The sequence below is a fragment of the Marisediminitalea lipolytica genome (assembly GCF_001758465.1).
GTDB classification, from domain to species: Bacteria; Pseudomonadota; Gammaproteobacteria; order Enterobacterales; family Alteromonadaceae; genus Alteromonas; species Alteromonas lipolytica.
This window is the reverse complement of sequence record NZ_MJIC01000021.1, coordinates 138,580-151,190: the sequence shown is the minus strand read 5'-3', so window position 1 is coordinate 151,190 and position 12,611 is coordinate 138,580. Positions and strand designations below refer to the sequence as shown.

Here is a 12,611-nt window from a genome sequence, read left to right as displayed (position 1 = left end):
TTTATGTGACCGGTCGCGAAGCGACAGAACACCACGGGTTTACCCGTGGATGAATGAGTCCGAGGCCTGTATGCTACGAAGATGGAAGTTCGAGTCTCATCACATGGTCTATATAGACTTCAATATCACGTCGTCTGGGTAACCAAATACAGGCGTCGGATACTGAAGCCTTTCGTCGTGGAGTATTTGCGCAAAGTGTTGCCGAAGCTGCTTCGAAGTATGCCCGGCGTAACGATAGAGCGAATGGGCTTTGATAATGACCATATGCACATGTTGATGGTCATTCCACCGAAATACTCGATAGCAGAAGTGATGGGTAAACTCAAAGCCCAGTCAGCGTCAAACATGAGAAAGACATTCAAATGGCTAGGAAAGGTCTATTGGAATGAAAATATTGTTTGGTCGCCGGGTTACTTTGTAAGCAGCGTAGGCTTAGACGAGCACACAATACGGAACTACGTTGAGCATCAAGGTCGGAAGGATTCAGATCAGCTCCGAATGGAGCTGTAACAGAAAGAACCCCGGGCATGCCCGGGGGAATCTATGGTGCATGACAGTGCTGTCCGGATTGCTTATAGTGTCGGCCTGTGTTGTTGATTCAGGTAACTGACGATGAAATGCCCAAAATGTGAAGGCCGCTTCGAACACATTAAAACGCCCTTTGGCGTGGTCGAGCGGTGCGATAACTGTCACGGATTATGGTTCGACGTGATGGAGCATCAGGAGCATAAGGATTTTGCCGAAGTTATTGATACCGGCGATGAGGCTGTTGGGGCTGTGTATAATGACCAAACAGACATTGTCTGCCCGGTTTGCAGCACGGTTAAGCTATTGCAAATGACTGACCCTAAGCAGGCACATATCCACTTTGAAAGTTGCCCCCAATGCCACGGTCGCTTTTACGATGCCGGTGAATACCAGGACTTTGCAACCATGACATTAAGCGACTGGCTAAAACGCTTTGGGCTGTAACATCACGGCTAATGGCCGAGCAGCGATTTCATCTGATGGGCAATAATCCACTCTTCGTTGGTGGCAATGACCATCACTTTTACCGCAGATTGCGCCGTGCTGATGACCAGTTCTCCGGCCTGGTTTGCCTGCTCATCCAGTTCTACTCCCAGCCAGCTTAGCTTGTCAGCCACCTGCTGACGAATCAGCGGCTGATTTTCGCCCACGCCAGCGGTAAATACCAGGCTGTCTAACCCCTGTAGCTCGGCACATAACGAGCCCACAGCGCGGACAATGTAATGGCAGTAAAGAGCGATGGCATCTGTTGCAGCCTGATTGTCCGATTGTTCAATCAGTTTGCGCATATCACCACTAATACCGGAGCTTCCCTGCAGCCCTGATTCTTTGTAAAGCATGTTGGTGACGTCAGTCGCACTCATATTAAGCTGAGTGACACAGTGCAAAACCAGACCCGGATCAATCGTGCCGCAACGGGTTGCCATCATCAGACCATCCAGTGCGGTAAAACCCATAGTAGAGCTGATACTTTTACCATTAAGCATGGCACAACCACTGGCGCCGCTACCAAGGTGCAGCACCACAGCCTTGCCACCCTGATTAGCGGTATGCCGCGCTAACTGGCGGCTGATATAGTCGTAAGACAAGCCATGAAAACCGTACCGGCGAATACCCTGGTCACTCAACCTGGCGGGAATGGCGTAACGGGTATGCAAGGGCGGCTGAGTTTGATGAAAAGCGGTATCGAAACAGGCTACCTGAGTCAGCTCCGGGTGCAGCTCACGCAGCACTTTTACCGCGTGCAGATTATGCGGCTGATGCAACGGTGCCAGTTCGCAGAGTTCATCAAGTGCCTGTAAGGAGGCATCATTAATTAGCAGGGGATCTGTGTACGCCGTGCCGCCATGTACCACACGGTGCCCTACAGCGGTGACATAACCGCCGTGGTGCAGCACTTCTTCCAGGGTTTCAGCATAGTTAGTGGCGGTTAGTTCAAACACGCCTCGCTCCAGTACCTCAAGGTTGGCGGCATTAAATACCGCATATTTTAAGGTTGAAGAACCGCTGTTCAATATCAGATAGTGGGGTTCAGACTGAACGGTGTTCATAACGATTGCTCTGCGCGTTTACGCTGATAAACCAGTGCCATAGCACAGGATACCTTACGGGTAAGCGGACCGCCTGCACGGCTGGTCAGAATAATAGGTGCGCGGGCTCCCAATACAATACCGGCTCCTTCGATGCCCGACAAATAGCGCATTTGTTTAAACAGCATGTTGCCGGATTCAAGATCAGGCGCGACCAGAATGTCGGCATCACCGGCAACCTGCGACATAATGGCTTTGGCTTTGGCGGCATCGGCAGAGATAGCGTTATCCATAGCTAACGGGCCATCCAGCAAGCCGCCGACTATCTGACCACGTTCGGCCATTTTACACAGCGCAGTAGCATCAAGGGTTGATGGTATTTTCTCTTCCACGGTTTCTACGGCCGATAATATGGCCACTTTGGGCGTGCGGTTTGTCAGGGTATAAACCAGTTCGATGGCATTTTGAATAATGTCTTTTTTGGTTGCCAGATTAGGCCGGATATTGATAGCGGCATCAGTTAAAAACAGTGACTTGTGATAGCTGGGGGCATCCAGCGCAAAAATATGGCTGATCCCCCGTCCGGTGCGCAAACCATACTCTTTGTTAAGCACTTCATGCATCATTTCATCGGTATGCAAATGGCCTTTCATCAGCGCTTCGGCCTGACCGCTGCTAACCAGTTTTACCGCAGTTTCGGCGGCGGCATGACTGTGCGGGGTATCGACCAGTTCAAAACGGGAAATATCCAGCTTGTTTTCTTTGGCTACCTGTTCAATGCGCGCCCTGGGGCCTACTAAAATGGGCTCGATAAGATTATCTTCGGCGGCATCAACGGCACCAGCCAGGGAGTTTAAATCTACCGGGTGGATCACGCAGGTTTTGAGCGGTGACATGCCTTTGGCCATGTCCATAAACTGCTGGTAGCGGCCAACGCTTTCTTCTTTTAATTCTACTGCGGGTAACACAGCCCGGGGGCGGTCTATTTGCTCGGTAGGGGCTTTAACCAGCGCCTGACCTTCAATAACCACCTCGTTGTCCTGATTGGTACAGGAACAATCCAGCAAAATATGATGATGGTCTCGTTTTTCCAGCACCGTTACCGAAACCGTGAGGTTATCGCCCAGGGAAACCGGGCGGCGGAAGGTAAAATCCTGCTTTAAATAAATAGTACCAGGGCCGGGTAACTGGGTGCCCAGTACGGTGGAGATCAACGCACCGCCCCACATACCGTGGGCAATAATATGGTGAAACTGCGAACTATTAGCATACTCTTCATCAACGTGCGCCGGATTGACGTCGCCGGACATGATGGCAAACAGCTGAATATCTTTGCGTGTAAGGGTGCGGCTAAGCGACGCAGTGTCGCCAACTGTAATGCTGTCATAGGGTTTATTGCGGATCATTTCCATATCGATTCTCCGGCCAGAGGCGCCAAATGTGAGTCGTTAAAGTCGCTTTGTAATATTACACTGCCAGACTACAACCTGATGAATAAATGTGCATTGATACCCATCAAGATCAAGCTTTTTCGTAACGCCTGGTGGTAAGGTAAATAAAACGGTCAGGGAGACACCTCATGATTAACCACGAAAGCAATGTTATTGAATATACCTACACCGATCAGCATGCCGTGCCTGATGATGTTAGTGAGCCCCTTAAACCCGATTATGCAATCAACCAGTTACTCAGTCAGTTTACCGGCGGCATAGACCCCGTAGCCTATTCACTGGCGTTTACTGACTGGTTTATCCATTTGCTGTTATCGCTGGGGAAGCAGCAGGCTTTGCTCGACCTCACGTTAACTAACGCCAGCGCCACCAACACCCATGTTGATGAAGCCGCCAGTGATAATCGTCTGACTGGTGCCGAATGGCAGCCCTGGCCGTATGCCTTGTACCGGCAAAATTATCTGGCCCTGCGTCAGTGGTGGCAACTGGCAACCCGTGATGTACCGGGTGTCGAAAAACATCACATTGATATGGTTAACTTTTCGGTTCGCCAATGGCTGGAAGCCTTGTCGCCGGCTAATTACCTGTTTACCAATCCTAAGGTGATCCAGAAAACCATGGAATCTGCTGGTGCGAACCTGGTGAAAGGCACCGATAACCTGCTTGAGGATATTCAGCAGCAGTACCTCAATGAGTCGGACGAGGTTTCCCAGGACCGCTATAAAGTGGGTGAGAACATCGCCGTAACGCCTGGTCAGGTTGTGTTTAAAAACAACTTGCTTGAGCTGATTCAGTACAGTCCGACAACCGACGAAGTGTGCGCCGAACCCGTACTGGTTGTGCCGGCCTGGATCATGAAATACTACATTCTGGACTTATCACCGCACAATTCACTGGTGAAATTTCTGGTGGATAAAGGCCATACCGTTTTTATGATTTCGTGGAAAAATCCGCAGCACGAGGATCACAATGTCGGGCTGATGGATTACCTCAAGCATGGTCTTGGCGAGGCCATTGAGGCCGTGCAAAAACGGGTGCCTGACCAGCGTATTAATGGCGTAGGGTATTGTTTAGGCGGAACATTGCTAGCCATGGCGGCGGCCTGGCTGGAAAGAGAAAAGCGCAGTCCGTTTTGTGCATTAACCCTGCTGGCGGCGCAGACCGACTTTAGTGACGCCGGGGATCTAAGACTGTTTATTGATGAAAGCCAGCTGTCCATGCTTGAGGCCGTCATGGCTAAAAATGGCTATTTGCCCAAAGAGAGTATGGCTGGCACCTTTGTGATGTTGCGCGCTAATTATTTGCTGTGGGCCCGTTGGGTAAAAGAATACCTGCTCGGTGAGCGCCAGCACCCCAACGATTTGCTGACCTGGAATAAAGATGCGACCCGCATGCCCGCCCGTATGCACGCCGAATACCTGCGTCAGTGCTATTTACACAATTCACTGGCCAGCGGTCAGTTGATGGTAGACGACAAGCCTATTGCGCTGGCAGACATTCAGGTGCCGTTATTTGTAGTGGGTACGGCCAAAGATCACGTGGCCCCCTGGCAGTCGGTGTATAAAATTAACCTGCTTATCGACAAGGATATTACCTTTTTACTGACCAATGGCGGGCATAACGCCGGCATTATCAGTGAGCCTGGTCATCCGCACCGGGTATATCAGATTTCCACCCGCAAGGAAGATGGTACCTATTTGCCACCACAAGCCTGGCTGGACGAAGTACCAATGAAAGAAGGCTCCTGGTGGCCGGAATGGCAACAATGGCTAGAGGCCCGGTCCGGCGCTATGGTGCCTGCCCGCGAAGTAGAGCCGGTTAAACCGTTTCCGGCTGCTCCGGGGGAATATGTACTGGCTCAATAGCTGGCTGATGAGCTATCAGGGCTGATTGGTTTTTACCAGTCGCAGGTAAATAGCCCGCTGCTTTTCCTTGATGGAGTGACTGGCGTTAAAAAATGCCACGGTCCATACCCGCTCCTGGTCGGTCAGGCTCGGTGTGGAAGACCAGAAACTATCCGAGGGTGTCGCCGGAAAAAACGTGGTATTAATAGCCGGACGAACACAGTTTCGTTCGGTCAGCGACGCCAGCTCTTTTACGTTAGGCACCCGCCAGCCTTCCAGTAAGCTGGCGTCAAAGTCGCGAGCGTACACCAGCGCCTGTTGCCAGGTCAGCTGTTCCGCTTCACCGCTACAGGTAGTGCCATCCCAGGTTTGCCCTACGGCACAGCGTTGCCAGATAAGACCCGTGGGAATATGCAGCACGGTGGCCGGAGTAACCATGGAAAAAACCTCATCCGCGGTGGTTTCAACTGCGTTGGTTAAACATTCCTGAGCCATAACCGAAGTGGTAAACGTAAGCGCCAACAATATGCTGATTAATGGTTTCATGATTAGCGCCCCGCTCTGACCAGACGAATGCTCACCGCATTGGATTTATTTAAGAAGTTGTCCACACCGGAAATAAAATCGATGGCCCAGGCATTTTGGGCGGCATCATTACTCACCCCGTCAGCACTTGGCTGGGCTGTCCAGTACCATAAGGTGTCTGCAGTTTCTGCTCCGGTATTCGGAAAGTAATGAACATCCAGGCGGGGCAGCCCGCTGCGACCAAAATGGACCAGCGACATGAGTTCCTGATGGTCCGGCAAGCGCCAGTCGTAAAAACCGCACAACCCGGCGGTATTAATGGCTTCTATGTAGGCGGCAGTATTGCAGTTGGTAAGGGTACAAACCGTACCGGTACCGTTAAGTGTACCTTCCGCACCGCCGTTATCTTCGGCGGCGTACCAGCTGTAGCGGTGGTCGAGATCCTGTAAACCGCCATCGGTGGTTTTTACTTCCCAAACCAGGCCGGTGACGTTATCCCGCACACAGCTAAACTGGTCGGCATCCACATCCTCTTCGTCGCCATTGGCATTAAGCTTGGTAAAATCGAACCCCGCCTCGCCGCGTCCCGCTTTATCGAGCTGACCGCTAGCTGCCAGTGCATCTGCCCCGCGCTGGCCGTCCTGACCGGGCCAGCCATTTTGCTGAGTGGCAGATAAACTACTGTTAGTGGCCTGCTGAGTCATGCCGGTATCGTTAAGTACCCGCACCGGGAAAGGGCGCACCAGCACGCGAAGGTGTTCGGTGACCTGATTGCCAAAATTATCATCGCCGGTCAGATAAAAATCCAATGGGGTTTCGCTACTGACTGTCGGGGCAATAGCGTAGGTATCTGCCACAGTCGGATTTACGATGGCAGGCTCGGCATCGCCACTGTATGTCCATAAGGTGGTAATTGGCATGGCGGCTGGCACTGAGCTGGTGGCAGTACCCGCCAGTACAATGCGTTCGCCTGAAAATACCGCCTGATCGATGCCCGCATCAATTTGCGGCGGGGTTTCGGATTGGGACAGCACGGTAATCGAGCGCGTTGCCGTATTGGTAGCGCCTTCATTGTCGGTGACCGTTAGAGTCAGTGTAAGAGTTTGCCGCGAGGCCGTAATCGGGGTGTCGAAAACCAGTGTTGACTGGTCGGTTTCCAAACCGGTCAGTACGTCATCTCCGGCGGTTTGTTGCCACAGCCAGCTACTGATAGGTTCACTGGTGCTGCTATCGGTGTCGCTGCTGTTACGGCCATCAAAAGTAAGTGTTACACCTGCCGGGTAGGTATCGACCGCCTGATCGGGCCAGGCGGTAAGATTGATGACCGCTGCCGGAGGCAGATTCTCCGGCGTTACGGTAAGGGTAAAACTGTCATTGGCAGACTGGCCGGCACTGTCGGTTGCATTTACGCTAATAATGTACTGCGTGTCGGCTGTCACGGCCGGTGTACTCAGACTAGCCGTTGCCAGGGTGTTGTCAGGATGAACAATGGTGAGTGATGGCGTTGCCGACCAGCTATAGGTTACCGCGCCGGTGGCAAAGGAGACCTGTGCTGTCAGGCTGACCCCGGTTTGCTCTGCGGCGCTGCGGTCGCGACCGGCATTAATGGCAAAACGTTCTTCAGAATCATCCTTGCTGAGACCGCCGCCGCAGGCCGTTAAAATGAGCGTTAATACTATTAACAGAAATCGTGCGCAGGCGTCAGGCATCGCCATATTATTCATTTGAAAACCACCACTATCTCTCATCAGCTGATTGTCTGGGTTATCGGCAGCAGGTAACGATCTATTGAGAATTTTGTTTGATTTTACGCTGCACCCGGGCAGGTTTGCCATAGGCTACTGAATTGGCGGGAATATCGTTTTCAACCCGACTCCCCGCGCCAATGACAGCGTTATCGCCAATGGTCACGCCCGCGCAAATGATGCAGTTAGCGCCAATCCATACCCGGTGGCCGATAGTGACAGGCTGACCATCCTGACTGTCGGTATCCTCATTGAAGTGCAATGTTGTTCTGTGTGGTGCACTGGAAATAATGCAATTGGGGCCGATAAGCACCTGATTACCAATAGTAATCGGACAGGTATCAATAATCGTCACATTATGATTAATAAAACTGCCTTTACCAATGCGACAGTGACGACCATATTCAATAGTAAAGGCGGGTTCCACCATGACCGAAGGCGGACATTGCAGTAATTCTTGCAGCAGCCTTATGCGCTCATCCTGCGCGTCGGGAGGCAGGCGATTATAAGCCTCGCACAGGGCTTTTGCTGCCGCCTTTAATAGCGCTGGTGAAGCGCCTTCGGATTGCCTGGACATCGATAAAATGTCTATTTTTGTCATGTATTTAACACTTAAGTATAAGGGTTGTGGTAGTGTTGGTACAGAGTTTGATTAAACTATGTTAAAAAGTGTGTTAACAGAGACTGGTACTTTAAGCTAAACTCTGTTGTAATTTATCTAATAATTATACGAAGATATAAAACTTTATGCGCATTGGTTGGCGTTCTTTCCTTAAACAAAAGTTCCGTAAAAAGTCGGCATATCACGCATTAGGTATTGCGGTTTCGCTGGACTCGGTAACCTTTTGTGCGCTACGCAAACACAATGGCGAGACACTTCTGGCGCTTGAGGAAACTGTCAGCTTTTCACAATGGGGCGCGCAGTTGGCTAAGTGGGTTGTAAAACACGGCTTGGCAGGCACACCAACCTACGTTGCTTTTTCTATTCACTGGTATCAGATATTACAGGTTGATCGCCCCGCTGTAGAAGCCAGCGAGATGAACGCCGCCCTGACCTGGTCGGTAAAAGAATTACTGGGCAGCGATAAAGATATGGTGATTGACTACACCGACCTGCCGGTACCACTGGCAGGGAATGCGAAAATTAATATCTTTGCGCTACCTAAAGAGGATGTACAGCAAGTATGCGAGGCCGTTTTTGCTGCGGGCCTGACCATGCAACTGATTACTGCCGAAGAACTCGCTACCAGCGAACTGGTGCCGCGCCAGTCAGAGGCTGTTCTGACTATAGTGCAGGAAGCGGGCGAAGAGATTTGTCTGAATATTATCAAAGATGGTCAGCTGTATTTTAGCCGCCGCCTTAAAGGTTTCGAAAACCTCGGCAGTTTCAGCGAAGACGAGTTACGCATGGGGATTGGTGAATCCCTGAGTGTGCAAATCCAGCGTTCCATGGATTTTTACGAAAGCCAGCTGCGTCAGGCGCCTATTCGCCAAATCATGATGCGTCTGGATACCCCGCATCGTGAAGCACTTTCCCAACAAATAGAGCAAGTGGTTAGTGCCAAGGTAAGCTACCTTGTGCCTTCGGTTGGGATTGAATTGCCGGGTATGCCGCCGGAAAGAGTTAATTATAGCAGTCTGGGAGCGGCGTTAAATGCCGACACACCGGTGCAGGTAAACGGTGACGCAGCATGAGTGACATGAAGAGCCGGATTAACTTTTATACCGAAGACTTTGAACCTCGCCTTGATGTGCTGTCGTTAACCAGTATTTCCATAGCCTGGGGCGTAACGCTAGCCGTGTTACTGCTAATCTGGGCCGGAATTGCCTGGTATGGTTCGGTGAAGCACACAGAACTCGCCGCTTTACAGGCACAGCAACAGCAATTATCCAGCGAAGTGAATACCCTCAAAACCACACTGGAGCAGCGTAAGCCCGATGCCGGTCTGGCCAGAACGCTGGAACAGCGCCAGCAAGAGCTGGCCAACCGTGAGCTGTTGGTTCGTGAGCTTAGCCAGCGTGAACAAATCAAGCAGCAGGGCTTTGCTGCCTTGCTGGATAGCCTGGCCGAAAAGAACAGTCAGGATATCTGGCTTGATGCCATTGAAGTCAGCGAAAACATGATGCTACTGGAAGGCCAGTTGAGTAATCCGCAGGCGATGCCAAAGTGGCTGCAACGATTGGGGCAAACGTCATCATTCTCCGGGCGTACCTTTGACTCAACACGTTTGTATCGTGAGGATGATACTCTCCGCTTTGAACTGAATATGGCGCGTGTGGCAGAAGCTGCGCAACAAGGTGGTCAACGATGACGTTCGCCGAATACGAAGAAAAGTTTGCGGCTCTGAGTCAGCGCGAAAAGCTGTTGATATTTGTATCAGGCATGGTGATTATTCTGTCTGTTCTGGTGTTTTTAATGATTGAGCCAGCGTTTAAGGACAACAGTAAAACCAGTAGCAGCATTGATATTGCCAAAAACGAAGTGGCCACACTACAACAATTGCAGTTAGTTTATCAGCAAGCGCTGGCCGAAGACCCGGATGCCAGTGTTAAACAGCAGATAGCCCAGGTTGATAAACGCATGCAGCGCCTGCAGGAAAACTTTGCTAATCAGCTGTCTGACCTGATTTTGCCGCGCCAGATGCCGCCGTTAATCGAGCAGGTTTTCTCCCAGGCCGATGGCTTAAAGCTAATAGAAATGGCGTCGATCAGTCCGGAGAATATTTTTGCTGACAATCCGGCGATGCAAGAGGTACCGCTGTATCAGCATGGTGTTACCCTGACTTTTGAAGGGCGTTTTTTTGCCGTGCGGGACTTTTTAGCCCGACTGGAGCAAATGTCGAGCAGCCTGTACTGGCGTTCGATGGCTTATCACGTTAAAGAATATCCACAAGCCGAAGTAACCCTAGAGGTTTACACGCTGAGTACTGAGAAGGCGTTTATAGGTGTTGAATAAAGCATTTGTTTGGTTAGCGCTGTGGGCGATAAGTGCAATGGCGGGAGCTCAGGTGATGGACGACCCCACGCGACCGCCGCGTAATGTGACACAGGCGGTTTCGTCGCAGCCGGAGGCTGTGGTCAGCCTTAAGCTTGAGGCTGTGTTGCAGTCTGGTAAAAGCCGTACCGCGGTGATTAACGGTAAAGCCATTAAACAAGGCCAGCAAATACAAGGTGCAATAGTACAAGAGATCCATCCCCGCAGTGTGGTACTGAGTCAGGATGACGGCGGGGAGCAAAAGACAATAACGTTGTGGGTCAGCAAACGTGGTAATGTGAAAACCAATGCAGCAGAGAATTATTAAAATGGCTACGCTCAATAAACGTTTGACAGTAATCGCTCTGGCGATAGCACTGACCGGCTGTCAGTCCACGCCGGAATCTTCGGTAGTGGAGCAGTCGCTGAAAGAGCAACTGGCGCAACAGATCGCCCACGAACAAGCTGCACAGGCTAAGCAACAAGCCGAACCCGGTGCCTTAACCGAAGTACCTGACAGCGTTACCGACTTACTTGGCGATGTAAATACCAGTGCTGAACGTCCATCACTGTTCGGCCCGGAAAAATACGACATAGAAGCCGACGGTGTTAGTGTAAAAGCCTTTTTTACCGGCTTGGTTGCGGATACGCCCTACAGTGTGGCTATCCATCCAGAAGTCAGCGGCGACATTTCATTAAGTCTTAAACAGGTCACCATGGAACAGGTCATGGAGCTGCTTGGTGATCTTTACGGTTATGATATCAGCCGAAAAAGTAATGTCTTCAGAGTGCTGCCCGCGGGTATGCGAACCGAAACCCTGGCGGTTAACTACCTGTTGATGAAACGGGATGGTTCCACTCAAACCAGTATTATTTCGGGCGGGGTGTCTCAGGCCGACAGTAACGGCAGCGGCAGTTCTAACAGCAGTTTTAATAATTTCAGTGGTAACTCGGCTAACAGTAATAATCTGGGGAATCAGTTTGGCAATAATGCCAACGGCACCTCCATTTCTACCCGTACCGAAACCGATTTCTGGTCTGATTTAAAAACCTCGCTGGAATCCATGATTGGTAGCGACGGTGGCCGCGCTGTTTTTGTTACCCCACAGGCGGGTTTAGTGACCATTCGGGCAATGCCTGATGAGATTCGCGATATTAAACGTTTTCTGAAAACCTCTGAAGCGAGTTTGCAGCGTCAGGTTATCCTGGAAGCCAGAATTCTGGAGGTTTCCCTGGATGATGGTTACCAGCAGGGGATCAACTGGTCTGAAGTCGTGGCAAATTCCGGCGGCAGTACCGAATTCAGCTTCAGCAATACTGCCGGCTCAATTGGTAATCAGATTTCCGCTTCGCTGGGTGGCGTTACCAGCCTGTCTTTTCTGAATAAAGATTTTTCCGGCGTGATTTCGCTGCTGTCAACTCAAGGTAACGTACAGGTACTTTCGAGCCCTCGCGTAACGGCCATTAATAACCAGAAAGCCGTGATCAAAGTGGGTGATGATGAGTACTTCGTCACCGACGTATCAAGCCAGAATACCATTACTTCAACCACCACATCCGTGGTGCCGAATATCGAGCTGACGCCTTTCTTCTCGGGCATAGCGCTGGACGTAACGCCACAAATTGATGAGAGCGGCTCGGTATTGCTGCATGTGCATCCATCAGTTATCGAAACCCAGGAACAGGAAAAAGTCGTTAGCCTTAATCAGGAGCAGATTGTCCTGCCGCTGGCGCAAAGTACTATTCGCGAGTCCGATACCATTATTAAAGCGGCATCCGGCGAAATTGTTGTGATTGGTGGGTTAATGCAAACCAGCATCACCGACTCCGAGTCAAAGACGCCATTGCTGGGGGATATTCCGCTGCTGGGCGAGCTCTTTACCAACAAGAGCCAGCGTGAAACCAAAAAAGAACTGATTATTTTATTAAAACCAACAGTAATTGGCAGTGGCACCTGGGCTGAGCAGATCGAACTCAGCCGGGAGAAAATGGCCGACTGGTTGTACGTAGAGTAA

13 protein-coding genes are annotated in these 12,611 nt (G+C 51.0%); 8 read left to right on the top strand and 5 right to left on the bottom strand.

The features are described from left to right. Positions 1-81 precede the first annotated feature (81 nt). A complete protein-coding gene (gene tnpA, locus BFC17_RS22185) occupies positions 82-510 on the top strand; it encodes an IS200/IS605 family transposase (RefSeq protein WP_070174559.1) in 429 nt (142 codons plus the stop codon). Positions 511-612: 102 nt separating this feature from the next. Next, entirely contained in the window at positions 613-972 is a 360-nt protein-coding gene (locus BFC17_RS22180; RefSeq protein ID WP_070178707.1) for a zf-TFIIB domain-containing protein, read from the top strand. Between the two features lie 8 nt (positions 973-980). Here BFC17_RS22180 and BFC17_RS22175 read toward each other — a convergent pair whose 3' ends face one another. Next, on the bottom strand, positions 981-2,078 hold the full coding sequence (locus tag BFC17_RS22175; RefSeq protein WP_070178706.1) for an acetate/propionate family kinase: 1,098 nt from the start codon (positions 2,076-2,078) through the stop codon (positions 981-983). Continuing rightward, positions 2,075-3,469, bottom strand: a complete 1,395-nt coding sequence (locus BFC17_RS22170; RefSeq protein ID WP_070178705.1) for a bifunctional enoyl-CoA hydratase/phosphate acetyltransferase — start codon at positions 3,467-3,469, stop codon at positions 2,075-2,077. Before BFC17_RS22170 ends, BFC17_RS22175 begins: the two co-directional genes overlap by 4 nt. A gap of 167 nt (positions 3,470-3,636) precedes the next feature. Here BFC17_RS22170 and BFC17_RS22165 point away from each other — a divergent pair, with 167 nt between their 5' ends. Next, entirely contained in the window at positions 3,637-5,373 is a 1,737-nt protein-coding gene (locus tag BFC17_RS22165; protein WP_070178704.1) for a PHA/PHB synthase family protein, read from the top strand. A gap of 15 nt (positions 5,374-5,388) precedes the next feature. Here the strand turns inward: BFC17_RS22165 and BFC17_RS22160 are convergent, their stop codons facing one another. From BFC17_RS22160 to BFC17_RS22150, 3 genes are all read right to left on the bottom strand, one after another. Next, positions 5,389-5,898: an Lcl C-terminal domain-containing protein gene (locus tag BFC17_RS22160; RefSeq protein ID WP_070178703.1), complete on the bottom strand. Its 510-nt coding sequence runs from the start codon at positions 5,896-5,898 to the stop codon at positions 5,389-5,391. Between the two features lie 2 nt (positions 5,899-5,900). Beyond that, positions 5,901-7,601 carry an Lcl C-terminal domain-containing protein gene (locus BFC17_RS22155; protein ID WP_070178721.1) on the bottom strand — a complete coding sequence of 567 codons (1,701 nt, stop codon included), beginning with the start codon at positions 7,599-7,601 and terminating at the stop codon, positions 5,901-5,903. 61 nt (positions 7,602-7,662) lie between these two features. After that, positions 7,663-8,223, bottom strand: coding sequence for a sugar O-acetyltransferase (locus BFC17_RS22150; RefSeq protein WP_070178702.1), 561 nt, complete (start codon positions 8,221-8,223; stop codon positions 7,663-7,665). A gap of 146 nt (positions 8,224-8,369) precedes the next feature. Here BFC17_RS22150 and BFC17_RS22145 point away from each other — a divergent pair, with 146 nt between their 5' ends. From BFC17_RS22145 to mshL, 5 genes are read left to right on the top strand one after another with little or no spacing between them, the layout of a single operon-like run. After that, entirely contained in the window at positions 8,370-9,317 is a 948-nt protein-coding gene (locus tag BFC17_RS22145; RefSeq protein WP_070178701.1) for a type IV pilus biogenesis protein PilM, read from the top strand. Then, positions 9,314-9,934, top strand: a complete 621-nt coding sequence (locus tag BFC17_RS22140) for a hypothetical protein (protein WP_070178700.1) — start codon at positions 9,314-9,316, stop codon at positions 9,932-9,934. The genes BFC17_RS22145 and BFC17_RS22140 overlap by 4 nt, the downstream gene beginning before the upstream one ends. After that, complete coding sequence (locus BFC17_RS22135) at positions 9,931-10,578, top strand: type II secretion system protein M (protein ID WP_070178699.1); 648 nt, start codon at positions 9,931-9,933, stop codon at positions 10,576-10,578. Before BFC17_RS22140 ends, BFC17_RS22135 begins: the two co-directional genes overlap by 4 nt. Beyond that, entirely contained in the window at positions 10,568-10,924 is a 357-nt protein-coding gene (locus BFC17_RS22130; RefSeq protein WP_070178698.1) for a hypothetical protein, read from the top strand. Before BFC17_RS22135 ends, BFC17_RS22130 begins: the two co-directional genes overlap by 11 nt. Position 10,925: 1 nt before the next feature. Then, on the top strand, positions 10,926-12,611 hold the full coding sequence (gene mshL, locus BFC17_RS22125) for a pilus (MSHA type) biogenesis protein MshL (protein WP_070178720.1): 1,686 nt from the start codon (positions 10,926-10,928) through the stop codon (positions 12,609-12,611).